Origin of the sequence: Pseudomonas bharatica CSV86 (assembly GCF_000319305.2) — a bacterium.
In the GTDB taxonomy this organism is placed as follows: domain Bacteria; phylum Pseudomonadota; class Gammaproteobacteria; order Pseudomonadales; family Pseudomonadaceae; genus Aquipseudomonas; species Aquipseudomonas bharatica.
In genome coordinates this window covers 1225200-1249594 of the sequence record NZ_AMWJ02000002.1, presented here as the reverse complement: position 1 = coordinate 1249594, position 24395 = coordinate 1225200, and the positions used below count along the sequence as shown (strand labels likewise).

The window sequence follows — 24395 nt, the reverse complement described above, 5'->3', positions numbered from 1 at the left end:
GCACCGACTACAGGAACGATGTTCACATGGTAACCATCCGTCTTGCCCGTGGCGGCTCCAAAAAGCGCCCATTCTACCACCTCACCGTGACCAACAGCCGCAATGCGCGCGACGGTCGTTTCGTTGAGCGTATCGGCTTCTTCAACCCGATTGCTTCGGGCGCAGAAGTCAAGCTGTCCGTAAACCAGGAGCGTGCCACCTACTGGCTGTCTCAAGGTGCCCAGCCGTCTGAGCGCGTTGCTCAGCTGCTGAAGGAAGCTGCCAAGGCCGCTGCCTGAGCAATATGAACGCGACGCCAGAAAATGCGGACGACCTGATCGTCGTCGGCAAGATTTTTTCGGTACACGGCGTTCGCGGCGAGGTGAAGGTGTTTTCCTTTACCGATCCGATCGACAACCTGTTGCAGTACCGCCACTGGACGCTTCGGCGCGAAGGCGTGGTCAAGCAGGTAGAGCTGGTCAAGGGCCGATCCGGTCAAAAGGATCTGGTCGCCAAGCTCAAGGGGCTGGACGATCGCGACGAAGCACGTCTTCTGAGCGGTTTCGAGATCTGTATCTCGAGAAGCCTTTTGCCCAACCTGGCCAACGACGAGTACTACTGGTACCAGCTCGTGGGCCTGAGTGTCATCAACCAGGACGGACAACTGTTCGGCAAGGTTGATCACCTGTTGGAGACCGGCGCGAACGATGTAATGGTGGTCAAGCCCTGTGCTGGCAGCCTGGATGATCGTGAACGGCTACTGCCTTATACCCGGCAGTGCGTGTTGGCAATCGACCTGGCGGCGGGTGAGATGAGGGTCGAATGGGATGCGGATTTCTAAGCGATGGCGAGCCTGCGCGTAGAAGTCATCACGTTGTTCCCCGAGATGTTCTCGGCCATCAGTGAGTACGGCATTACCAGCCGCGCGGTGAAACAGGGGTTGTTGCAACTGACCTGCTGGAACCCGCGGGACTACACCACGGATCGTCACCACACGGTGGATGATCGGCCTTTTGGCGGTGGTCCGGGCATGGTGATGAAGATCAAGCCTCTGGAAGACGCCCTGGTCGAGGCCAGGCAGGCAACCGGAGGAGCGGCGAAGGTGATCTACCTCTCGCCACAAGGCCGCAAGCTGAACCAGTCGGCGGTCAAGGACCTGGCAACCCATGAATCGTTGATTCTGATTGCCGGTCGTTACGAAGGCATCGACGAGCGCTTTATCGAGGCTCATGTCGATGAAGAGTGGTCGATTGGCGACTATGTACTGTCTGGCGGCGAGCTGCCGGCGATGGTCCTGATCGATGCGGTTACGCGGCTGCTGCCCGGAGCTTTAGGGCATGTGGACTCGGCGGAGGAGGATTCCTTCACCGACGGTCTGCTGGATTGCCCGCACTACACCCGACCCGAGGTGTATGCGGATCAGCGTGTACCCGACGTGTTGCTCAGTGGCAACCATGCACACATCCGGCGTTGGCGTTTGCAGCAGTCCCTTGGGCGGACCTGGGAACGACGCGCCGATCTTCTGGAAAGTCGCTCACTTTCTGGAGAAGAGAAGAAGCTGCTCGAGGAATACATCCGCGAGCGGGACGATAGTTAACGTATCGATGGTAAATCCGTGATTTGCCTTAGGAGCACAAGATGACCAACAAAATCATTCAGCAGATCGAAGCTGAGCAGATGAGCAAAGAGATCCCTACCTTTGCCCCGGGCGACACCATCGTCGTTCAGGTGAAAGTGAAGGAAGGCGATCGTTCCCGTCTGCAGGCGTTCGAAGGCGTTGTAATCGCCAAGCGCAACCGTGGTCTGAACAGCGCGTTCACCGTTCGCAAGATCTCCAACGGTGTTGGCGTTGAGCGTACTTTCCAGACCTACAGCCCGCAAATCGACAGCCTGGCCGTGAAACGTCGTGGTGACGTGCGTAAAGCCAAGCTGTACTACCTGCGTGACCTGTCCGGTAAAGCAGCTCGCATCAAGGAAAAACTGGCCTGAGTCCAGTCCGACCTTTGCGAAAGAAAGGGCAGCCCTCGGGCTGCCCTTTTTGCATTTTCAAGATCGCCACGGCCCCTGTGGGAGCTGGCTTGCCAGCGATAGCTCTAGTGAATTCACCATAGCTATCGCTGGCAAGCCAGCTCCCACAGGGGCCGCGTCGCTCCTTGGTATTGCCCGGCTTCTGAGCCCGTCTCAGTCCCGAGGCTGGATCAACGCCAGCAATGTCCAGCCGGTTCCCGGCCTGGGCTGGCTGTCCGGGCTGAACACATGCACCCAGCCCTGGGCATCACGGGCGAACAACAGCGTCGCTCGCTCGCCATGCAACGCTTGATAGGCCTCCCAGCCAAATGCCTCGGTAAGGTGCGTGCTGTATAGCTCGGCGCCCTGGTGCAACTGGTTGGCCAGTTGCACATAGGTCAGTGCCTGGCTGCCCAGGGCCTCGCCACGGTGTTAGTGACTGGCACGGTGCTTGTCGCTGCGCCTGACCTCAAGGCCGCTGGCCAGGGCGAACAGGCGTTGCGGGCCGAACTCATGACGGAAGCGCATGCACGCCAGCGCATTCAGCTCGCCGGCGGAGGACAGCCCGAGCAGATGCCCGAGGCCGACCAGATCCAGGTGGACTTCAGCATGTTGTGACGCCGGGTTGCCGAAATAGGTCGGTAGCCCGTCCATGCGCGCCGCGCAGATGTTCTCCCAGCTGGAGTCGGTCAGCAGTACCCGGCAGCCCATCTCCTGCAACGCCTTGCCGATGGCCCGCGCCGGCGGGTTGGCGCCGACGATGAGGAAACCGCTGGGCGCCGGGTCCGCCACTTTCAGCAGGCGCGCCAGGGGACGTGCGGTAGCACTTTGCAGGACCACAGTGCCGATGATCACGGCGAAGGTCAGTGGCACCAGGAGCAGGGCGCCTTCATGCCCGGCTTCATCCAGGCGGATGGCGAAGATCGCCGACACGGCAGCAGCGACTATGCCCCGCGGCGCGACCCAGGCCAGCAAAGCGCGCTCCCGCCAGGTCAGCGGCGACCCCCAGGTCGAAAGGGCGACATTCAGCGGCCGGGCAATCAACTGGATGACCAGCAGTAGAGCCAGCACTGCGGGGCCAAGACCGAGCAGGGCGTTCAGGTCGAGACGCGCTGCCAGCAGGATGAACAGCCCGGAAATCAACAGCACGCTGAGGTTTTCCTTGAAATGCAGGATCTGCCGCACATCCACGCCTTTCATATTGGCCAGCCACATGCCCATGACCGTGACCGCCAGCAGCCCGGATTCGGCCATGACCTGGTTGGCCGCGACGAAAATTCCCAGCACCGCCGCCAGCGAAGCCAGGTTGTGCAGGTATTCCGGCAGCCATTGTTCGCGCATCACCTGACCGAGCAACCAGCCACCCGCCGCGCCAAAGGCGCAACCGCAGAACAGCACCCCGGCGAAGGTCTTCAGGCTCTGGCTCAGGCCTTCGTCGGCGGCGCTGGCAATGATGAAGCTGTACACCACCACGGCCAGCAGTGCGCCGATCGGGTCGATGACGATTCCTTCCCAGCGCAGGATATTGGCGATGGTCGCCTTGGGACGCACTACCCGCAGCATGGGTACGATCACCGTCGGACCGGTGACCAGGGTAAGGGTGCCGAACAGCACCGCCAGCGGCCAGTCGAAACCCAGCAGCCAGTGGGTGGCCAGGGCGATGACGATCCAGGTCGCCAGTGCCCCGAGGGTCACCATGCGCTGCACGACGGCGCCGATATCGCGCCATTGCGAGAGGTGCAGGGTCAGGCTGCCCTCGAACAGGATCAAAGCCACCGCCAGGGATACCAGCGGCATCAGCAACGGGCCGAACATGGCCTGCGGATCGAGCCAGCCCAGCACCGGACCGACAAGGATGCCGCCAAGCAGGAGAAAGAGGATCGCCGGCAGCTTCAGGCGCCAGGCCAGCCACTGGCAGCCCAGTGCCGCCAGCCCTATGCCGCCAAACGTCAGCAGGATCTGTTGCTCGCTCATTCGGATTTCCCTATGCCGGCATGGTTATGGAAGACTAGCGGTCTTTCAGCGTTTTCATCCTGTGTTTTCCGAGTTGTCATGCCCGCCATCGACCATCCCCTGATCGACCAGTTCCTCGATGCCTTGTGGCTCGAGAAAGGCCTTTCAGACAACACCCGTGCCTCCTATCGCAGCGACCTCGCCCTGTTTAACGGCTGGTTGCAGGACAAGGGCATCGCCCTGCCAGACGCGGGCCGCGAGCTGATCCTCGATCACCTGGCATGGCGCCTGGACCAGGGGTACAAGCCCCGTTCCACGGCGCGTTTCCTCTCCGGTGCGCGTGGTTTCTATCGTTATCTGCTGCGGGAAAAGCTGATAGAGGTCGATCCGACCCTGCAGGTGGACATGCCGCAGTTGGGGCGACCATTGCCCAAGTCCCTGTCCGAAGCGGATGTGGAAGCCCTGTTGCGGGCCCCGGATCTCAGCGAAGCCATCGGCCAGCGCGACCGCGCCATGCTCGAGGTGCTGTATGCCTGTGGCCTGCGGGTAACCGAACTGGTCAGCCTGACCCTCGACCAGATCAACCTGCGCCAGGGCGTGCTGCGGGTGATGGGCAAGGGCAGCAAGGAGCGCCTGGTACCCATGGGCGAGGAGGCGGTGCTGTGGATCGAGCGCTACCTGCGCGATGGGCGGGCCGACCTGCTCAAGGGGCAGCCCAGTGATGTGCTGTTTCCCAGCCAGCGGGGCGAGCAGATGACTCGCCAGACCTTCTGGCACCGTATCAAGCACCACGCGAAAGTCGCCGGTATCGGCAAGACGCTGTCGCCGCACACCCTGCGCCACGCCTTTGCCACTCACCTGCTCAACCACGGCGCCGACCTGAGGGTGGTGCAGATGCTCCTCGGCCATAGCGATCTCTCCACCACCCAGATCTATACCCATGTCGCCAAGGCCCGCCTGCAGGAGCTGCATGCCCGTCATCATCCACGGGGCTAGCCGCTATTCGGCTTCTCGACGGCCCGTGTACAGGGCAGTGAATGTGGTAGTCTTCCAATGTTCACGTCCTGGGCCGGCGAAATCCCGCGTTTTCAGCACGGGCGTCCCTATTCCGGTCCTATGCAAGGAGTTTTCCCCTCATGCGCTTGATCCAGACCCTCGCGGCCGCCGCCCTGGCGCTGGTCACCTCGTTCGCCGTGGCCGACGAGGCCGACAAGGCGATTCGCGAAACGCTGAAGTCGCTGGCTGCCGACATCCCGGTGGAGAGCATCGAAAAGAGCCCGTTCAACGGCCTGTACGAAGTCAAGCTGCAGGGCGGTCGCGTCCTGTATGCCAGTGCTAACGGCCAGTATGTGGTGCAGGGCAACCTGTACGAGGTGAAGGACGGCCAGCCGGTGAACCTCACCGAGAAGTCCGAGCGTGCCGGCATCGCCAAGACCATCAACGGCATTCCGACCTCTGACATGGTGGTCTATCCGGCCAAGGGCCAGGCCAAGTCGCATATCACCGTCTTTACCGACACCACCTGCCCGTATTGCCACAAGCTGCACGAAGAAGTCGCCGAACTGAACAGGCTCGGTGTCGAAGTGCGCTATGTCGCCTTCCCGCGCCAGGGCCTCGGCTCGCCGGGTGATGAACAGCTGCAGGCGGTCTGGTGTTCCAAGGACCGCAACTCGGCCCTCGACAAGATGATCGGCGGCAAGGAAATCAAGGCCGCCAAGTGCGAGAACCCGGTGAGCAAGCAGTTCGCCATGGGCCAGTCGATCGGTGTCAACGGCACCCCGGCCATCGTCCTCGAGGATGGCCAGGTGATCCCGGGCTACCAGCCGGCCAAGCAAGTGGCCGCGCTGGCCCTGGCCGGCGCCAAGTAATGTAATCAATCAGTGGGCCGTCTTCATGGGGAGACGGCTTTTTTCACGGCTGGCCGAGGGGCTGGCCGTTCAATGGGGAGTTCACAGTGAAACCGGTCAAAGTAGGCATCTGTGGGTTGGGGACCGTCGGTGGCGGAACCTTCAATGTACTTAAGCGTAACGCCGAGGAAATCGCCCGCCGCGCCGGGCGTGGAATCGAAGTGGCACAGATTGCCATGCGTTCGCCCAACCCGAACTGCCAGATTACCGGTACCCCCATTACCGCTGACGTGTTCGAGGTAGCGAGCAACCCCGATATCGATATCGTCATTGAACTGATTGGCGGCTACACCGTGGCCCGCGACCTGGTGCTCAAGGCCATCGACAATGGCAAGCACGTGGTCACCGCGAACAAGGCGTTGATCGCGGTGCACGGCAACGAAATCTTCGCCCGCGCCCGCGAGAAGGGCGTCATCGTCGCCTTCGAGGCGGCCGTGGCCGGCGGCATCCCGGTGATCAAGGCGATCCGCGAAGGCCTGTCGGCCAACCGCATCAACTGGGTTGCCGGCATCATCAACGGCACCGGCAACTTCATCCTTACCGAGATGCGCGAGAAGGGCCGTACCTTCCCTGACGTGCTGGCCGAAGCCCAGGCCCTGGGTTACGCCGAAGCCGACCCGACCTTCGACGTCGAAGGCATCGATGCCGCGCACAAGCTGACCATCCTCGCGTCCATCGCCTTCGGCATCCCGCTGCAGTTCGACAAGGCCTACACCGAAGGCATCACCCAGCTGACCACCGCCGACGTGAACTACGCCGAAGCCCTGGGCTACCGCATCAAGCACCTCGGCGTTGCGCGCAGCACCGCCGCCGGCATCGAGCTGCGGGTGCACCCGACCCTGATCCCGGCCGACCGCCTGATCGCCAACGTCAACGGCGTGATGAACGCAGTGATGGTCAACGGCGACGCCGCGGGTTCGACCCTGTTCTACGGTGCCGGCGCCGGCATGGAGCCAACCGCTTCCTCGGTGGTCGCCGACCTGGTGGACGTGGTTCGCGCCATGACCTCCGACCCGGAAAACCGCGTACCGCACCTGGCCTTCCAGCCGGACTCGCTGTCCGCCCACCCGATCCTGCCGATCGAAGCCTGCCAGACCGCGTACTACCTGCGCATCCAGGCCAAGGACCACCCGGGCGTACTGGCGCAGGTAGCGAGCATCCTCTCCGAGCGTGGCATCAACATCGAATCGATCATGCAGAAGGACGTCGAGGAACAGGACGGCCTGGTACCGATGATCCTGCTTACCCACGAGGTGCAGGAACAGCGCATGAACGATGCCATCGTCGCCCTGGAAGCCCTGCAGGATGTGGTCGGCAAGGTCGTGCGGATCCGCGTCGAACAGCTCAATTAATCGTCTGCGGCGGGCCGAGGCCCGCCGCTTGAATCATAGGTTTGCCCAAATGCGCTATATCAGTACCCGTGGCCAGGCTCCTGCCCTGAATTTCGAAGACGTCCTGCTGGCGGGCCTCGCCAGTGACGGTGGCCTCTACGTTCCGGAAAACCTTCCGCGCTTCACCCAGGAAGAGATCGCTTCCTGGGCCGGCCTGCCGTACCACGAGCTGGCGTTCCGGGTGATGCGTCCGTTCGTTACCGGCAGCATCGCCGATGCCGATTTCAAGAAGATCCTCGAAGAAACCTACGGCGAGTTCGCCCACGCCGCAGTGGCACCGCTGCGCCAGTTGAACAGCAACGAGTGGGTGCTCGAGCTGTTCCACGGCCCGACCCTGGCGTTCAAGGACTTCGCCCTGCAACTGCTCGGCCGCCTGCTGGACCACGTCCTGGCCAAGCGCGGCGAGCGCGTGGTGATCATCGGTGCCACCAGCGGCGACACCGGTTCTGCGGCCATCGAAGGCTGCCGTCGCTGCGACAACGTCGACATCTTCATCCTCCACCCGCACCAGCGTGTGTCGGAAGTGCAGCGCCGCCAGATGACCACCATCATGGGCGAGAACATCCATAACATCGCCATCGAAGGCAACTTCGACGACTGCCAGGAAATGGTCAAGGCCAGCTTCGCCGACCAGGGCTTCCTCAAGGGCACTCGCCTGGTGGCGGTCAACTCGATCAACTGGGCGCGGATCATGGCCCAGATCGTCTACTACTTCCACGCGGCCCTGCAGCTCGGCGGCCCGGCCCGTTCCGTGGCGTTTTCGGTGCCGACCGGCAACTTCGGCGACATCTTCGCCGGCTACCTGGCGCGCAACATGGGCCTGCCGATCAGCCAACTGATCGTCGCCACCAACCGCAACGACATCCTGCACCGCTTCATGAGCGGCAACCAGTACGTCAAGGAAACCCTGCACGCGACCCTGTCGCCGTCCATGGACATCATGGTTTCCTCGAACTTCGAGCGCCTGCTGTTCGACCTGCACGGCCGCAACGGCGCGGCGATCGCCGAACTGATGGCCAGCTTCAAGCAGGGTGGCGGCTTCAGCGTCGAGCAGGATCGCTGGACCGAAGCGCGCAAGCTGTTCGACTCCCTGGCCGTGGACGACGCACAGACCTGCGAAACCATCGCCGAAGTCTTCGCCCAGACTGGCGAAGTGCTGGACCCGCACACCGCCATTGGCGTCAAGGCCGCCCGCGAATGCCGCCGCAGCCTGGACACCCCAATGGTGGTGCTCGGCACCGCGCATCCGGTCAAATTCCCGGAAGCGGTGGAAAAGGCCGGTGTCGGCAAGGCACTGGAACTGCCAGCGCACCTGGCAGACCTGTTCTCGCGGGAGGAAAAGTGCACCGTACTGGCCAATGACCTGGGCAAGGTCCAGGCGTTCGTAAGTCAGCACGGCAATCGTGGCAAGCCGCTGTAAGCGGTACGCGGTGAAGAAAGCCCGTCCTCAGTGACGGGCTTTTTAATGCGTGAGTGCCGGCAAATCGCTGGCCTCATCACTGCGGTGCAGCGGTCCGGCAAGCCAGTCACACAAGGTGCGGCATTCACAGGACCTGTGGGAGTCCGCCCAGCCTTTCGGGCTGCGCTGTCGTACAGAGAACAGTTCCAAGGCACAACGCGTACCCTGTGGGGGGCACCCGCGATTACTCTCGTAGCCGCACCACCGCAATCGCTGGCAAGCCAGCTCCCACAGTGACCGTGTCGAACACAAAATCTACGGCTGGCCGAGAAACCTGTGGGAGCTGGCTTGCCAGCGATGAGCATGGGTATCTACACATCTCGGGCCGATGGCAGACGCTCCTACGTAATCCTGCGATCAGCCAGTAAGTAGTGCTCGCTTTCATACACACTGATCGCAGCCACCAACGCCTCCATTTCAATGGCTTCGGGCGTTTCACGCTCCGCCTGATAAATGGCTTCAAGCCGTTCCAGTGCAGCGCGCAAATCGTCATCGGTACGGATCGGGTTGATCGTCATTGAAAGGCTCCCTGGGCTTGCATACACCAACAATCCTGCCGCCGCAGATACCAAGCGCACAAGGCAGCCATTTCCTGATCTACCGTCAGATCCCTAGTCGGAAATATTCACCGTTCTTTCGGATTTTTCCTATAGGTCGCCTCGCACACTTTCCCTAGAGTCGCAGCTTCGTGCCATCACGGAGGCCTGCCCAATGCACTCGCTCAAGGTCCTGATCCTCGAAGACCATCCCTTTCAGCTCATGGCCCTGCACCAGATGCTCAATGCCAATGGCGTGTTCGATGTGCTTGTCGCCGAGTCGGTTGCGGCGGCCATGCAGATGCTGGAGCGCCGTGGTCCGGTAGACGTGGCGATCTGCGACCTGTACATGGACGGCCCGGACGGCCTGGCGCTGATCCGCTACCTGGCGCAAAACCGACTGGCTGCGGCAGTGATCGTGCTCAGCGACGCCGAGCCGGCGCTGCTCGACAACATTGCCGAACTTGCCCCTCAACTCGGCCTGCGCCTGCTAGGCTGTGTGCAGAAACCGGCCAGCGGGGCGCTGCTGCATCGCTTGCTCAGTGATTACATGGAACGCATCGGCGAACCGCCCGCGCCCGAAGCTACTGCGCGAATCTTCGAACTGAACCGGCTTTCCCCGGAACAGCTGGCCCATTCCCGGGGGCAGTGGAAAGTCCGCTACCAACCCAAGGTCGACAAAGAGGGCATCCTGTTGGGTGTCGAAGCCTCGGTACGCTGGCAGCATCCGACCCTGGGCTCGCTCACCCCGGGCCAGTTCTTCGTCGCGCTGCAGGGCGCCGGGCTGCTGGAAATGCTGACCTGGCATGTGCTGGAAAAGGCCGTGGCACTCAGCGCGGCGATCCGCCTGGAAGACCGGCGCCCGATGCCGGTGGCGGTGAACCTGCCTACGCCGAGCCTGCTCGACGATACGTTCGCCGAACGCTTGCGCGCCATGCTGCTGCAGCATCGACTGCCGGCCAGTGCCTTGACCCTCGAACTCGCCGAATCCCACTGCGCCGATCTCGATGCGGTGCACTTGCAACGCCTGGCGGACCTGCGCCAGCTCGGCTGCAAATTGTGCCTGGACGGCTTCGGCCGTGGTGCCGCCAACCTCCGGCAACTGTTCGACCTGCCGCTCAGCGAGGTGAAGCTTCCCGGGGAGTTCGTCCGTGGCATGGCCGAGGATGGCAAGAAGGCAGCCGTGGTGGCCTCGGCCTTGATCCTGGCCCGGCGCAGCGCACTGGACGTGGTGGTGGAGGATGTCGACACCCTGGCCGACTGGCACGCCGCACAGGGGCTTGGCGGTTCCTGCCTGCAGGGCGGTTTCATCGCCTGGCCGATGTCTGGCGGCGAATTGCTCCAATGGATCGATGCCCGCGAGCCTTCGACCAATGGCCAGCAAGGCGTGGCTTGAATCGTTGATGGCTTTTTGATATTGCTGCAAGGGAGGACATGTTCAAGCTGTCATCTTTGCCGGGCATGCTCCCGTGAATCCCCCGGTGAAAGCCCGTGGTGTCGAACTTTTTCGAGATTGGCGGGGTCAGTCAAAGACCACTTGGTTCTAACGAGGTGATTAAGTGAACAAGATGGAATCTGTCAGCTTGTTGCTCAATGAAGCATTGGCACCTTATCAGGTCATCCTGGAGCCCCTGGGGACGGGCAATTTCACGCTGTCGTTGCGTGACGAGAATGGTTTTCAGGTTTTGCAGCGCACCACACCGGCCGGCCAGCTGCAGGACCAGCGCCTGCTGGTGGACCTGGTAGACGGCCTGCAGCGTGACCTGCGCATCGCCGAAGGGCGCTTGCAGCCCTGCGTGATCGCCGCCTGGCAGCATGCCCGGCAGGGGCGCGAGTTGTCGGCCAGCCTGTAAGGGAACCTTTGGCGCAGACGACACTCAGACGTTATACAGGTGGCGAACTGGCATTTTGCTCCGATGCCTGCGCACCGCCTCTACGCAAGGCCATCCAAGGGCCAGCGTTTAACCCCGATCGGGCTCCCCACCGTTCGGGGTTTCTTTTTTGCTGCTACGGATGGTCTTCGACGAAGAAATGCCGCGCGTCCTCCAGGTAGGCCTTGCGGGTCTGTTCGTCGAGCCATGCGGCGTACAGCGGTGGCAGGCGTTGTTCGCGCATCTCCAGCAACAAGCGGTCGATATGGCTGACGGCCTCGCGTCCTTGCGGGGTATCCGAGCAGCCAACATGGATGAACTGGTACTGGGCCATGCCCTGGATCGGATAGAAGGCCAGGTCGTCCAGCGGCTGGTCCGACTCGACACTGAGGTAGCGTACTTCCGTCCAATACCCCAGCAACCACTTCAGGCGCCCCAGATGCTGCATCTGCAGCAGGCTGCGCATCGCGTCGTTGCCGTAGTGCGCGGTCAGGGTGGCGGGCGGGGCGGCCTTGAGCAGCATGTCCACCGGCGGGCTGTAGCTACGTTCGGCAACCATGCCCAGGCGCGACGAGCCGCTGGCCAGCAGGCGCTGCAGATCGACCTTGCCGTCCACCAGGAACGGCTCGACCATTGCCGCATCCTGCTTGCGCACGATCAGGCCGTTGCTCAGGGTACCCATGCTCGGCACCGAGAAATAAATGAATTTCGCCCGCTCCGGGGTCCATAGCAGGGTCGGGTCGCAGGTGAAGCTGGGCTCTGCGAGCATCTGCATGGCGCGAGCCCGGTTGACCCGCAGGATGCTGTGGTCGTATTCGGGCATTTGCTCGATCAACCGGGCGAGCAGTTGATCCACCGCGCCCTGGCCCTTTTGCGAACCTTCGAAGATGGTCAAGGGCGGCAGGTCGCGCAACAGCCAGGTCAGGCGCTCCCTGGCTTCGATCACACCGGAAATTCCCAGCAATGCCACGAGCAGCAAGCCGAGGCCGGTACTGCGTAGCAGCGCTTTCAGATGGCACCCTGCTCGCGCAGCGCGCCGATCGCGGCCGGATCGTAGCCCAGGCCGGCGAGCAACTGGTCGGTGTGCTCGCCGAGCGTCGGTCCCACCCATTCGCTGGAGCCCGGTGTATCGGACAACTTGGGCACGATGCCCGGCATCCTGAAGGGCTTGCCGTCGGGCAGCTTCGCCTGCAGGAACATTTCGCGAGCGAGGTACTGCGGGTCGCTGAACATGTCTTCGGCGCTATAGATGCGGCTGGCGGGCACTTCGGCGTCGTTGAGGGTGCGCATCAGCTGTTCCAGCGGCACGCTGTTGGCCCAGCGGTCGATTACCCCGTACAGCTCGTCGCGCCGGGCATCGCGCCCATCGTTGCTGGCCAGCGTCGGATCCTCGGCCAGGTCGGCGCGGCCAATGGCAAGCATGAAGCGCTTGAAGATGGCGTCGCCGTTGGCGCCGATCTGCACGTGCTTGCCGTCGGCGCTGGTATGGATGGACGACGGTGTGATGCCAGGCATGATGTTGCCGGTACGCTCGCGGATGAAGCCAAACACATCGAACTCCGGGACCATGCTTTCCATCATGGCGAAGATGGCTTCGTACAGTGCCACGTCCACTACCTGGCCTTCGCCCCGTTGACCTCGCGATGTCGCAGGGCCATCAGGGCGCCGATCACACCCCACAGGGCGGCGATGGAGTCACCGATGGAAATCCCGGTGCGTACCGGCGGCCGGTCCTCGAACCCGGTGATATAGCGCAGCCCGCCCATGGACTCGCCCACTGCGCCGAAGCCCGGCTGGTCCTTCATCGGCCCGGTCTGGCCGAAACCGGACAGGCGGACCATCACCAGCCCGGGGTTCAGCGCCTTGAGCACGTCCCAGCCCAGGCCGAGCTTTTCCAGCACACCGGGGCGGAAGTTCTCGATCAGGATGTCGGCGTCGGCGAGCAGGCGCTTGAGGATCGCAATGCCTTCGGGATGCTTGAGGTTGAGGGTCAGCGATTGCTTGTTGCGTGCCTGGACGAACCACCACAGCGAGGTCCCTTCGTACAGCTTGCGCCACTTGCGCAGCGGATCGCCGCCGTCCGGCGACTCGACCTTGATGACCTGGGCACCGAATTCGGCGCAGATGCGCGAGGCGAAGGGGCCGGCGATCAAGGTTCCGAGTTCGACGACTTTCAGACCGGCGAGGGGTTTGCTGGGCAGCGACATAGGGCATCCGGGGCAATGAACGGTGCGCTCGTTTTTATCACAGGGCGACAGGCGCAGATACTGTTGCAGCGCAGGATCGTGGCCGCGCTTCGTCGATTGCCGCCGCATCGGTTAGACTGCTCGACTTTCCCCGTTACCAGAAGCCCGTCCCCATGGCCCAGCCGTCCACCACCTACAAATTCGAACTGAACCTCACGGACCTTGACCGTGGCGTCTACGAGAACGTCAAGCAGACCATCGCCCGCCATCCTTCGGAAACCGAGGAACGCATGGCCGTACGCCTGCTGGCCTACGCGCTCTGGTACAACGAGAACCTGTCGTTCGGTCGCGGTCTGTCGGATGTCGATGAAGCTGCATTGTGGGAAAAGAGCCTGGATGACCGCATCCTGCACTGGATCGAGGTCGGCCAGCCGGACGCCGAGCGCCTGACCTGGTGCTCGCGCCGCACCGAGCGCACCAGCCTGCTGGCCTACGGCAGCCTGCGCGTGTGGCAGAACAAGGTGGTGGATGCGGTGAAGAACCTGAAGAACCTGAATATCGCCGCCGTGCCCCAGGACGTCCTGGAAACCCTGGCCACCGACATGCCGCGCTCGATCAAGTGGGACGTGATGATCAGCGAAGGCACCGTCTTCGTCACCGACGACCGCGGGCAGCACGAAGTGCAGCTGGAGTGGTTGCTGGGCGAGCGCGGTTGAGCCATCAGTCCATGCGTATCGAACCCCGCTCGCTGCCCCCGACCCTGCCTTTCCTTGGCGACCTGCCGCCGCTGCTGACCCGCCTGTACGCCGCGCGCGGCGTACAGAGCGCCGAAGAGCTGGACAAAAGCCTGGCGCGGCTGTTGCCCTTCAGCCTGCTCAAGGGCATCGACGCGGCGGTGGATCTGCTGGTGGAGGCCCTGGCCAAACGCCAGCGCATCCTGATCGTCGGCGATTTCGACGCCGACGGCGCCACCGCCAGCAGTGTCGGCGTGCTCGGCTTGCGCCTGATGGGCGCGGCCCATGTCGATTACCTGGTGCCCAACCGCTTCGAATACGGTTACGGCCTGACCCCGGAAATCGTCGCCGTGGCCCTGCAGCGCACACCCGACCTGTTGATCACCGTGGACAACGGCATCTCCAGCGTCGAGGGCGTGGCGGCAGCGAAGGCTGCGGGGCTAAAGGTGCTGGTCACCGACCACCACCTGCCGGGCCACGAGTTGCCGCTGGCCGATGCCATCGTCAACCCCAACCAGCCAGGCTGCGGATTCCCGAGCAAATCGCTGGCCGGGGTCGGGGTGATTTTCTACGTGCTGATGGCCTTGCGCACGCGTTTGCGTGGCCTGGGGCATTACGACAACAAGCCGCAGCCGAACCTCGGCGAACTGCTCGACCTGGTCGCCCTGGGCAGCGTCGCCGACGTGGTGCCGCTGGATGCCAACAACCGCATCCTGGTGCACCAGGGCCTGGAACGCATCCGTGCCGGCCGCGCCCGTCCGGGGCTCAAGGCGATCCTCGAAGTCGCCCGCCGCGATCACCGGCGCATCACCTCTACCGATCTCGGTTTCATCCTCGGCCCTCGCTTGAACGCCGCTGGCCGTCTCGACGACATGAGCCTGGGCATCGAATGCCTGCTCTGCGATGACGAGGCCCTGGCCCGGGACATGGCGGTGCAGCTGGACGAACTCAACCAGGACCGCAAGTCCATCGAACAGGGCATGCAGCGCGAGGCGCTGGCCCAGCTCAAGGACCTGCCGCTGGAGTCGATGCCGTTCGGCCTGTGCCTGTTCGAGGCCGATTGGCACCAAGGTGTGATCGGCATCCTCGCCTCGCGCCTGAAAGAGCGCTATCACCGTCCAACCATCGCCTTCGCCGACGCGGGCGAGGGCATGCTCAAGGGCTCGGCCCGTTCGGTGCCGGGTTTTCATATCCGCGATGCCCTGGATGCGGTGGCGGCACGTCATCCGCAACTGATCAGCAAGTTCGGCGGCCACGCCATGGCGGCCGGGCTGTCCTTGCCCGCCGACAACTTCCCGGCCTTCGCCGAGGCCTTCGACGAAGAAGTGCGCCGGCAACTGCGTGAGGAGGACCTGACCGGTCGCCTGCTGTCCGACGGCACCCTGGCGGTCGAGGAATTCCATCTCGAACTGGCCCGCGCCCTGCGCCACGCCGGGCCCTGGGGCCAGCACTTCCCCGAGCCGCTGTTCCATGGCGTGTTCCAGTTGGTGGAGCAGCGCGTTGTCGGCGAACGCCACCTCAAGGTGGTGCTCAAGAGCGAATGCGGCGCGGTGAAGCTCGACGGCATCGCCTTCGGCATCGACCGTGACGTCTGGCCGAACCCACGGTGCGCTGGGTCGAACTGGCCTACAAGCTCGATGTAAACGAGTTCCGCGGTCAGGAAACGGTGCAACTGATGATCGCGCATATGGAACCGCGCTGAATCTGGGGGTAGGAAACTGGTCTAGGCTTTGTAGGACCGGCACTGAGCCACAGGGAAAAACGAGCGCTCGGTTCGGTCCACCATTCGGAGTCCTGGAGAGGTGCCCTCATGAGTCTGTTACTTGAGCCTTACACCCTGCGTCAGTTGACCCTGCCGAACCGTATCGTCGTCTCGCCCATGTGCCAGTACTCCAGCGTCGATGGCCTGGCCAATGACTGGCACCTGGTGCACCTCGGCAGCCGTGCGGTCGGCGGGGCCGGGCTGGTCATCACCGAAGCCGTTGCGGTCACCGCCGAAGGGCGCATCACAGCACAGGACCTGGGCCTGTGGGACGATGCGCAAATCCCGCCACTGCAACGCATCACCCGTTTCATCGTGGCCCAGGGTTCGGTCCCGGGCATCCAACTGGCCCATGCCGGGCGCAAGGCCAGTACCCATCGGCCGTGGATCGGCAAGCATGGCAGCGTCAAGCCCGAGGACGGCGGCTGGGTGCCGGTCGGGCCGTCGAAGATCGCCTTCGACCCGCAGCACACCACGCCCAGCGAGCTGAACGAGTCGCAGATCCGCGACATCATCGACGACTTCGTCGCTGCCGCCAAACGTGCGCTGGTGGCGGGATTCAAGGTGGTGGAGATCCATGCCGCGCATGGTTACCTGCTGCATCAGTTCCTCTCGCCGCTCAGCAACCAGCGGCGTGACAGCTATGGCAGTTGCTTTGAAAACCGTATTCGCCTGACCTTGCAGGTCACCGAGGCGGTGCGCGAGGTCTGGCCGGAGTCGCTGCCGCTGTTCGTGCGGGTTTCGGCCACCGACTGGGTGGAGGATGGCTGGAACCCGGATGAAACGGTGGAGCTGGCCAAGCGCCTGAAAACCCTGGGTGCCGATCTGATCGATGTGTCGTCCGGTGGCACGTCCATGCATGCCGAGATCCCTACTGGCCCTGGCTATCAAACGCGTTTTGCGGAAAAGGTACGCAAGGAGTCGGGGATCGCCACGGGCACGGTCGGCATGATCACCGAGCCGGCCCAGGCCGAGCACATTCTGCGCACCGGGCAGGCCGACCTGATCTTCCTCGCCCGCGAGCTGCTGCGCGATCCGTACTGGCCGCTGCATGCCGATGACGACCTGGGCGGCAACAAGGCGACCTGGCCGGCGCAGTACCAGCGGGCGACCAGCCGGGAGCAGCCGATTCATGAGTCGGATTTGAGGGATTGAACGCGAGAGGGGCAGGCCTTGTGGTCTGCCCTTTTTATGCATGGGCCGCGTGATTCAACACGTCACTCACCCACTGATTGATGCTCTTGTTCTCCAGTTCTGCTTTGGCGGCGACGCTGGCGTGTAGAGTAGGCTCCAGTCGCAGGCTCAGCTTTCCCGAATAGGTCTTTTGCGGTTCCCTGCCCAGTCGGATGCAAGTCTCCAGATAGTCATCGACTGCTTCTTCGAAGGCACTACGCAGTTCAGCGACAGACTCTCCGTGGAAGCCAATTACATCGCGAATGCCTGCCACATGGCCGATTAGCAACTGGTCTTCATCACTGTATTCGATACGCGCTGCGTATCCCTTGTAGGTCATTACATTCATGGTGTCACTCCTGCCAGTTCAAGGAACCGGCGCGCGTCGCGGATCTGATAATGCTTGGCCTGCTTGTCGGGGTGAGGGCGATGGAAGGTCGCGACTTCACCGTTCAGTTCGAAACGGACCCTTGAACCCCTGCCTTCAATGATCTGGGATCCCAAGCTGACTAACAGCGACTCGATTCGTGACCATTCGAGGTTCTTCGGGGGTGGTTTGCTGAAGAGTAGCTTCAGGGTGCTGAGCTGATGATTATTCATGGTATCAAACTATGATACCAGCTAGCATGGTTCAATCTTTTGGACGTAGGCAAGAGAAATAGCTTGAGTAGGAATTTTCCGGAAGAGCTGTGGTTTGCCTTATTACCGGGCCCCTGTGGGAGCTGGCTTGCCAGCGATTAGGCCGGCTTGAGCAATGATGTTGTCAGGTCGGGCGCAATCGCTGGCAAGCCAGCTCCCACAAGGTCCTGAGCCAGCCATGGGATTTGTGTTCGACACAAGGCCCTGTGGGAGCTGGCTTGCCAGCGATGAGGCCGGTTTGAGCAATCATGATGTCAGGTCGGGCCCGATCGCTGGCAAGCCAGCTCCCACAGCTCATTTGATGCTGCCCTCAGGGGTCAGGCCAGTTCCCCCACCGCCCGCCAGGCCTCATCGATCGCTGCATGGGCATACGCACTCCACGCCGCATCCGAGTTGGCGATGCTTACATTCCCCAGCGGCTTGCGCGCTGTTTCCATCCATTGTTCGGTCTGTGCCGGGTCGTCATACAGGCTGTTGGTGAAGCAGGCATAGCCGTGTGACCAGCGATTGACCGTGATTGCCAGGATGTCGCGCTGGTGATCGAACCCACCCGGGCCAAGCATCCGCTGCAACTGTTCGCGCAGTTGCGCTTCCAGTTGATCGAAACTCTGCCCGTACAACTTCGCCCGCCCGGTGCGCGCCTGGTCCCGGGCATTCATGCCGGCATTCGGTGTGGTCGGCACATAGACCAGATGCAGGCCAATGGCCTTGGCCGGATCCCGCGGGTGCTCGTAGCCGCCCATGCTCACCGGATAATCCAGCTTGATCCGGCTGTAGGGCTGGGTCGCCGCATAGATTTCATGCACGCCGAGCGTTTGGAACGCCTGCCAGTTGCGCACCACCACCTTGGTGTACACCAGTGGGAACTTGACGTTCTGGCTCAGGGCATGGGCCTGTTCCGCCGGCAGGTCGCGCAGCAGGTAGGGGATCATCATGTTGTAGCAGGCCATCACGCAGTGCCTGCCCCGCACCTGTGCCAGTTGCCCGCCACGGCTGTAGCCGATGTTCACCCCGCCATCCACATTGCGTACGCTGACCGCCGTGCTGTTCAGGCGGATGCGCACCGGGTGCGCAGCCTGGTCCAGCTGGCTGTAGTCGAACTTCGCCAGGACGATATCCTCCATGCCCTTGCCCGGCGCCACCTGGGGAATCAGGTCGCGTACCAGCAGGCGCGCCAGCGAGGCGTTGCCATCGGGGAAGTGGTAGATGTAGGGCTCTTCCATCTCCGCCCGGGCTTCCTCGCTGATCGGCTCCAGGTTCATCGCGGCGAAGCCGGGGAAACCGAAGTTGTAGGCATCATAGGCCGCCACTGCATCGATGCCCAAGGCCATGAAGTCGTTGGTGCGCCCCTGGAAGTAGGCCACGGCGACTGGCGACAGCCCCACGTCCTTGAGCAGGAAGTCGCGGTAGCTGGTGGTCTCCAGGTGTTTGGTTTTCTGTTCGAGGCTCTTGCCGGCGAGGTAATCCCGGGGCGCTTCGTGCAGGTCGATCAGCGCCGCGCGATCCGCCTGCGGCAATGGGAAGTCGTTGATGAAGTCGCGGATCGAGCGGGCATTCAGCCGGTCCGGGGCGATATCGTCGGCCACCATGGGCGTTGGGTCGCCGGTCACCAGCTTGTCTTCGCCAAAGGTCTCCTTGTCGAAGAACACCGCGCGGGACAGTTTCAGGTCCGGGTAGAAGTTGCGCTCGAACGCCGTTTCGAAGCGCTTGATCTCCACCCCCAGTGCCTTGAGCAGCCCGTTCACTTCCTGGCTGTACAGATGGTTCGGCGACTGGAACGCCTCGCTGCCGCCATAGCCGATGATCATCCGCCCGTCGGCGCTGAACTCGTTGCGCTTGGCGTGGCCGCCGAAGTCGTCGTGGTTTTCGATCACCAGGATCCGCGCCTGCGGATGTTTCTGGCGATAGAACCAGGCTGCCGACAGGCCGCTGATGCCACCCCCGACCACCACCAGGTCGTACTGCTCGGCGATCGGCAGGGCGTCGGTGTCGAAGGTCTTTTTCTCCCAGCCCATCTGGTGCGCCACTTCGAAGGCGCCCGGGTGGCTGCCGCGCAGGCCAGTCAGGGAGGGCGGATAGTAGCGCCCGTCCGGAGCGGCCTGGAGAATCTGCAGCGGGGTCATTCCCGCTGCGATTCCGATGGCGACGCCGTTGAGGAAATCGCGTCGTGTGATCTGCATGAAAATCCCTTAGTGCTTGAACATCACATGGCGGATGCAGGTGTAGTCTTCCAGGCCGTACATGGACATGTCCTTGCCATAGCCGGAAAGCTTCTGGCCGCCGTGGGGCATTTCGCTGACCAGCATGAAGTGCGTATTGACCCAGGTGCAGCCATATTGCAGGCGCGCCGAAACGCGGTGGGCGCGGCCGACATCGGCGGTCCACAGCGAGGAGGCCAGGCCATAGTCGGAGTCGTTGGCCCATTCCAGCACCTGGGCTTCGTCGTCGAAGCGGGTGACGGAGACGACGGGCCCGAATACCTCGCGACGCACGATTTCATCATCCTGCTGGGCGTCGGCCAGTACGGTCGGTTCGAAGAAGAAACCGTCACCCGGTACTGCCTTGCCGCCGGTGACCAGACGGATATGCGGCTGGGCGATGGCGCGCTCGACGAAGCCGGCCACGCGGTCGCGGTGCTGGGCGGTGATCAGCGGGCCCAGTTCGGTCTCCGGGTCGTTCTGCAGGCCGTACTTGATGGTCGAGACCGCCGCACCGAGCTTCTCGACGAATTTCTCGTAGATACCGCTTTGCGCATAGATGCGGCAGGCTGCGGTGCAGTCCTGGCCGGCGTTGTAGAAGCCGAAGGTGCGGATGCCATCCACCGCCGCATCGATATCGGCGTCGTCGAAGATGATCACCGGGGCCTTGCCGCCCAGTTCCATATGCATGCGCTTCACGCTGTCGGCGGTGCTGGAAATGATGTTCGAGCCGGTGGCAATGGAACCGGTCAGCGACACCATGCGCACCTTCGGATGGCTGACCAGCGGCGCGCCAACGCTCGGGCCCTTGCCGAAGACGATATTGAGCACGCCGGCCGGGAAGATCCCGTTGGCCAGCTGCGCCAGGCGCAGGGCGGTCAGTGGCGTCTGTTCGGACGGCTTGAGCACCACGGTATTGCCGGCGGCCAGGGCCGGGGCGATCTTCCAGGCCACCATCATCAGCGGGTAGTTCCACGGTGCGATGGAGGCGATCACGCCCACCGGGTCACGGCGGATCATCGAGGTATGCCCCGGCAGGTACTCGCCGGCCGCCGAACCATTGAGGCAACGGCTGGCGCCAGCGAAGAAGCGGAACACATCGGCGATGGCCGGGATCTCGTCGTTCAGCGCGGCGCTGTAGGGCTTGCCGCAGTTGTCCGATTCCAGTCTGGCCAGCTCTTCAGCGTGGGCCTCGATGGCATCGGCCAGCTTCAGCAGCAGGCCGGAGCGGTCCTTCGGCGCGGTCTGCGACCAGGCGTCGAAGGCATGGTCGGCGGCGCGCACGGCGGCATCGACCTGGGCCGCGCTGGCTTCCTTGATGCTCACCAGGGTAGTCCCCAGCGACGGGTTCAGTACGTCATGGCTCGGGCCTTCGCCATCGAGCAGTTGGCCGTTGATCAGCAGTTGGGTGTGCATGAGTCAGTCCTCGTCAGGCAAGTCGGGGTTATTTTCCGCTGCCGGCAACGCTTTCGCCGCCGCGGGTCAGGTAGTAGGCGCCAAGGATTGGCAGCATGGTCACCATCATCACCAGCATGGCCACCACGTTGGTGACGGGCACGTCGCGCGGCCGGCTGAGCTGGTTGAGCAGCCAGATCGGCAAGGTACGTTCGTGCCCGGCGGTGAAGGTGGTAACGATGATCTCGTCGAACGACAGGGCGAAGGCCAGCATGCCGCCGGCCAGCAGCGCCGAGCCGAGGTTCGGCAGGATGATGTAGCGGAAGGTCTGCCAGCCGTCGGCGCCGAGGTCCATGGAGGCCTCGATCAGGCTCTGCGAGGTACGGCGCAGGCGAGCGATCACGTTGTTGTAGACGATCACCACGCAGAACGTGGCGTGGCCGACCACGATGGTGAAGATCCCCGGCTCGATGCCCAGGCTCTTGAACGCCGAGAGCAGGGCGATACCGGTGATGATGCCGGGCAGGGCGATCGGCAGGATCAGCATCAGCGAAATGCCTTCCTTGCCGAAGAAGCTGCGCCGGTACAGCGCCGCCGAGGCCAGCGTACCGAGCACCAGGGCGATCAGGGTGGCCAGGCAGGCAACCTGCAGCGACAGCTTGATCGACTCCAGCACGTCCGGCCGCGAGAAGGCCACGCTGAACCACTTCAGGGTAAAGCCCTGGGGCGGGAAGCTGAACGCCGCGTCCTCGGTGTTGAAGGCATAGAGGAAGATGATCAGGATCGGGAAGTGCAGGAACACCAGCCCGCCCCAGGCCGCGATACGCAGGCCCAGCGAAGCTTTTTCAGAGTGCATCGAAGGCCCCCAGGCGTTTGACGATGGACAGGTAGATGGCGATCAGCACGATCGGCACCAGGGTGAAGGCCGCGGCCATCGGCATGTTGCCGATCGCGCCCTGCTGGGCGTAGACCATGCCGCCGATGAAGTAGCCGGGCGGGCCCACCAGTTGCGGCACGATGAAGTCGCCCAGGGTCAGGGAGAAGGTGAAGATCGAACCGGCGGCGATACCCGGTACCGACAGCGGCAGGATCACCTGCATGAAGGTCTGCCGTGGCGTCGCGCCGAGGTCTGCCGAGGCGTGCAGCAGCGAAGGCGGCAGCCGTTCGAGGGAAGCCTGGATCGGCAGGATCATGAACGGCAGCCAGATATAAACGAAGACCAGGAAGCGCCCCAGGTGCGAGGTCGACAGGGTGCTGCCGCCGACCCCGGGGATGCCGAGAAGGAATTGCAGCACCGGCTCCAGGTGCAGCACCTGCACGAACCACTGGGCTACGCCGCCCTTGGCCAGCAGCAGGGTCCAGGCGTAGGCCTTGACGATGTAGCTGGCCCACATCGGCATCATCACCGCGATATAGAAGAAGGCCTTGGTCTTGCCCGTGGTGTAGCGCGCCATGTAGTAGGCGATGGGGAAGGCCAGGGCGGCGCTGGCAATGGACACGGCGATGGCCATGGTCAGGGTGCGCACGATGATGTCGAAGTTCGCCGGGTTGAACAGCGCGGCGAAGTTGGCCAGGGTCAGGTCCGGCGTCACCGCCATGGTGAAGTCGTCGAAGGTGTAGAACCCTTGCCACAGCAGGCCCAGCAGCGAGCCGAGGTAGATCGCGCCGAACCAGATCAACGGCGGGATCAGCAGCAGCGCCAGGTACAGGTTGGGCTTGCGGTACAGCAGGTTGGAGAAGCGCCGCATGGGCGATCCCGAAGACACGCGTGGTGCCGGTTTTTCCAGGGCCAGGCTCATCTCAGCGGCCCTCGCCCAGCACGGTTTCCTGCAGCGGCGTCATCGCCTCGCGGGCCCAGTGCGCGGCCAGGCGCTGGCCCGGCTGCAACTGGGCGGCGTCGGCCTGCCACTGGGTGTTGGCCTGGCTGACATTGAGCAATTGGCCGTTGTCCAGTTTAAGTTCGTAACGGGTAGCGCTGCCCTGGTACTGGATATCGTGGAGCACGCCGCTGACCTGGACCTGGCCGCTCACGGCCGAATCGCCCAGGCGGATATGTTCCGGGCGGATCGAGAAGGGCTGCGCACTGCCACTCAACTGGCCGGCAAGATCGCCGCGCAGCACGTTGGAGGTGCCGACGAACTCGGCGACGAAGGTGGTGGCCGGCTTCATGTAGAGGTTGCGCGGGGTGTCCACCTGCTCGATGCGACCGCGGTTGAACACCGCGACCCGGTCGGACATCGACAGCGCTTCGGTCTGGTCGTGGGTAACGAAGATGAAGGTAATGCCGAGCTGGCGCTGGAGCTTTTTCAGCTCGGTCTGCATCTGCTCGCGCAGCTTCAGGTCGAGGGCGCCGAGGGGCTCGTCGAGCAGCAGCACCCGTGGGCGGTTGACCAGGGCACGGGCCAGGGCCACGCGCTGGCGCTGGCCGCCGGACAGCTGCACCGGCTTGCGGCTGCCGTAGCCGCCGAGGGCGACCATCGACAGCGCTTCTTCGGCGCGGGCGTGGCGTTCCTGCTTGCCGACACCCTTGACCTTGAGGCCGTAGGCAACGTTGTCCAGCACGCTCATATGGGGGAACAGGGCGTAATCCTGGAACACCGTGTTGACGTCACGCTGGTACGGCGGCAGGCCGGCGGCCTCGGCGCCATGGATGCGGATCGAGCCGGCGCTGGGTTGTTCGAAGCCGGCGATCAGGCGCAGACAGGTGGTCTTGCCCGAGCCGGACGGCCCGAGCATGGAAAAGAACTCGCCGTCCTGGATATCGATGGATACCCGGTCGACGGCCTTGACCTCGCCGAACAAGCGGGAAACCTGGGTGAACTGGACTGCAAGGGTCATGGTGCGGTGCTCCGAATAGGCGTGGGTGTGTGCAGCGGCCCAGGCCTGGACGACTGACGACGGTGGTGCGTGTTTTTGCAGGTGGTTTTTGGGTTGCTCTTTCGGGCCCTATCGCTGGCAAGCCAGCTCCCACAGGTTCTGTGTGCGCCGCGAACCCTGCATGAGGCCCTCAAGCCAGCCCACAAAGCCCCGGTACATGCGGTCTCTGTGGGAGCTGGCTTGCCAGCGATGAGGCCCTCAAGCCAGCTCACAAAGCTCCGGTACATGCGGTCTCTGTGGGAGCTGGCTTGTGAGCGATGAGGCTCTCAAGCCAGCCCACAAAGCCTCGGTACACACGGTCCCTGTGGGAGCTGGCTTGCCAGCGATA

General features: G+C 63.3%; 21 protein-coding genes and 3 pseudogenes. 13 read left to right on the top strand and 11 right to left on the bottom strand.

All coding sequences use genetic code 11. From position 1 onward, the window contains the following. Positions 1-26: 26 nt before the first annotated feature. The 4 genes from rpsP to rplS are packed head-to-tail and all read left to right on the top strand — an operon-like array spanning position 27 to position 1968. Entirely contained in the window at positions 27-278 is a 252-nt protein-coding gene (gene rpsP / locus CSV86_RS19610) for a 30S ribosomal protein S16 (protein ID WP_009403592.1), read from the top strand. 5 nt (positions 279-283) lie between these two features. Then, positions 284-820, top strand: coding sequence for a ribosome maturation factor RimM (rimM, locus tag CSV86_RS19605; protein WP_009403593.1), 537 nt, complete (start codon positions 284-286; stop codon positions 818-820). A gap of 3 nt (positions 821-823) precedes the next feature. After that, on the top strand, positions 824-1576 hold the full coding sequence (gene trmD, locus CSV86_RS19600) for a tRNA (guanosine(37)-N1)-methyltransferase TrmD (protein ID WP_009403594.1): 753 nt from the start codon (positions 824-826) through the stop codon (positions 1574-1576). A gap of 41 nt (positions 1577-1617) precedes the next feature. Next, positions 1618-1968: a 50S ribosomal protein L19 gene (gene rplS / locus CSV86_RS19595; RefSeq protein ID WP_009403595.1), complete on the top strand. Its 351-nt coding sequence runs from the start codon at positions 1618-1620 to the stop codon at positions 1966-1968. 192 nt (positions 1969-2160) lie between these two features. Here the strand turns inward: rplS and CSV86_RS19590 are convergent. Then, positions 2161-3960, bottom strand: a pseudogene (locus CSV86_RS19590) (cation:proton antiporter). Positions 3961-4038: 78 nt separating this feature from the next. Here CSV86_RS19590 and xerD point away from each other — a divergent pair. From xerD to thrC, 4 genes are all read left to right on the top strand, one after another. Then, positions 4039-4935: a site-specific tyrosine recombinase XerD gene (gene xerD / locus CSV86_RS19585; protein ID WP_009403596.1), complete on the top strand. Its 897-nt coding sequence runs from the start codon at positions 4039-4041 to the stop codon at positions 4933-4935. 140 nt (positions 4936-5075) lie between these two features. Beyond that, positions 5076-5807 (top strand): bifunctional protein-disulfide isomerase/oxidoreductase DsbC, encoded by a 732-nt coding sequence (dsbC, locus tag CSV86_RS19580; protein ID WP_009403598.1) that lies wholly within the window; start codon positions 5076-5078, stop codon positions 5805-5807. 86 nt (positions 5808-5893) lie between these two features. After that, positions 5894-7198 carry a homoserine dehydrogenase gene (locus tag CSV86_RS19575; RefSeq protein WP_009403600.1) on the top strand — a complete coding sequence of 435 codons (1305 nt, stop codon included), beginning with the start codon at positions 5894-5896 and terminating at the stop codon, positions 7196-7198. Between the two features lie 49 nt (positions 7199-7247). Further along, positions 7248-8657, top strand: a complete 1410-nt coding sequence (thrC, locus tag CSV86_RS19570) for a threonine synthase (RefSeq protein WP_009403601.1) — start codon at positions 7248-7250, stop codon at positions 8655-8657. Between the two features lie 380 nt (positions 8658-9037). Here the strand turns inward: thrC and CSV86_RS19565 are convergent, their stop codons facing one another. Beyond that, entirely contained in the window at positions 9038-9214 is a 177-nt protein-coding gene (locus CSV86_RS19565) for a hypothetical protein (RefSeq protein ID WP_009403602.1), read from the bottom strand. A 193-nt stretch (positions 9215-9407) separates the two neighbouring features. Between CSV86_RS19565 and CSV86_RS19560 the strand changes: the two genes are divergently transcribed. Both CSV86_RS19560 and CSV86_RS19555 read left to right on the top strand, forming a co-directional pair. Continuing rightward, a complete protein-coding gene (locus CSV86_RS19560) occupies positions 9408-10628 on the top strand; it encodes an EAL domain-containing response regulator (protein ID WP_009403604.1) in 1221 nt (406 codons plus the stop codon). Positions 10629-10791: 163 nt separating this feature from the next. Beyond that, positions 10792-11085: a DUF3509 domain-containing protein gene (locus CSV86_RS19555; protein WP_009403606.1), complete on the top strand. Its 294-nt coding sequence runs from the start codon at positions 10792-10794 to the stop codon at positions 11083-11085. Positions 11086-11239: 154 nt separating this feature from the next. On the opposite strand, the gene CSV86_RS19550 is transcribed toward CSV86_RS19555, so the two are convergent. Together CSV86_RS19550 and CSV86_RS19545 are read right to left on the bottom strand one after the other, a co-directional pair. Beyond that, a complete protein-coding gene (locus tag CSV86_RS19550; protein WP_009403607.1) occupies positions 11240-12082 on the bottom strand; it encodes a TIGR02285 family protein in 843 nt (280 codons plus the stop codon). A 29-nt stretch (positions 12083-12111) separates the two neighbouring features. Further along, positions 12112-13310: pseudogene (locus CSV86_RS19545) on the bottom strand (CaiB/BaiF CoA transferase family protein). Between the two features lie 152 nt (positions 13311-13462). Here CSV86_RS19545 and CSV86_RS19540 point away from each other — a divergent pair. From CSV86_RS19540 to CSV86_RS19530, 3 genes and pseudogenes are all read left to right on the top strand, one after another. Continuing rightward, positions 13463-14005 (top strand): YaeQ family protein, encoded by a 543-nt coding sequence (locus CSV86_RS19540; RefSeq protein WP_009403611.1) that lies wholly within the window; start codon positions 13463-13465, stop codon positions 14003-14005. Between the two features lie 11 nt (positions 14006-14016). Beyond that, positions 14017-15725 (top strand): annotated as a pseudogene (gene recJ, locus CSV86_RS19535) (single-stranded-DNA-specific exonuclease RecJ). A 108-nt stretch (positions 15726-15833) separates the two neighbouring features. Further along, a complete protein-coding gene (locus tag CSV86_RS19530) occupies positions 15834-16940 on the top strand; it encodes an NADH:flavin oxidoreductase/NADH oxidase (RefSeq protein ID WP_009403615.1) in 1107 nt (368 codons plus the stop codon). Between the two features lie 34 nt (positions 16941-16974). Here the strand turns inward: CSV86_RS19530 and CSV86_RS19525 are convergent, their stop codons facing one another. The 7 genes from CSV86_RS19525 to CSV86_RS19495 form a co-directional block, all read right to left on the bottom strand. After that, on the bottom strand, positions 16975-17307 hold the full coding sequence (locus CSV86_RS19525) for a type II toxin-antitoxin system HicB family antitoxin (protein ID WP_009403617.1): 333 nt from the start codon (positions 17305-17307) through the stop codon (positions 16975-16977). Continuing rightward, entirely contained in the window at positions 17304-17558 is a 255-nt protein-coding gene (locus CSV86_RS19520) for a type II toxin-antitoxin system HicA family toxin (RefSeq protein ID WP_009403619.1), read from the bottom strand. The genes CSV86_RS19525 and CSV86_RS19520 overlap by 4 nt, the downstream gene beginning before the upstream one ends. A gap of 356 nt (positions 17559-17914) precedes the next feature. Then, positions 17915-19777, bottom strand: coding sequence for an FAD-dependent oxidoreductase (locus CSV86_RS19515; protein WP_009403620.1), 1863 nt, complete (start codon positions 19775-19777; stop codon positions 17915-17917). Between the two features lie 9 nt (positions 19778-19786). After that, positions 19787-21211 (bottom strand): gamma-aminobutyraldehyde dehydrogenase, encoded by a 1425-nt coding sequence (locus CSV86_RS19510; RefSeq protein ID WP_009403622.1) that lies wholly within the window; start codon positions 21209-21211, stop codon positions 19787-19789. A 28-nt stretch (positions 21212-21239) separates the two neighbouring features. Continuing rightward, on the bottom strand, positions 21240-22046 hold the full coding sequence (locus CSV86_RS19505) for an ABC transporter permease (protein ID WP_009403624.1): 807 nt from the start codon (positions 22044-22046) through the stop codon (positions 21240-21242). Next, positions 22036-22989 (bottom strand): ABC transporter permease, encoded by a 954-nt coding sequence (locus CSV86_RS19500; protein WP_037061538.1) that lies wholly within the window; start codon positions 22987-22989, stop codon positions 22036-22038. The genes CSV86_RS19505 and CSV86_RS19500 overlap by 11 nt, the downstream gene beginning before the upstream one ends. A 1-nt stretch (position 22990) precedes the next feature. After that, the gene (locus CSV86_RS19495) at positions 22991-24028 is read right to left on the bottom strand and encodes an ABC transporter ATP-binding protein (protein ID WP_009403628.1); all 1038 of its coding nucleotides are present in this window, start codon (positions 24026-24028) and stop codon (positions 22991-22993) included. Positions 24029-24395 lie beyond the last annotated feature (367 nt).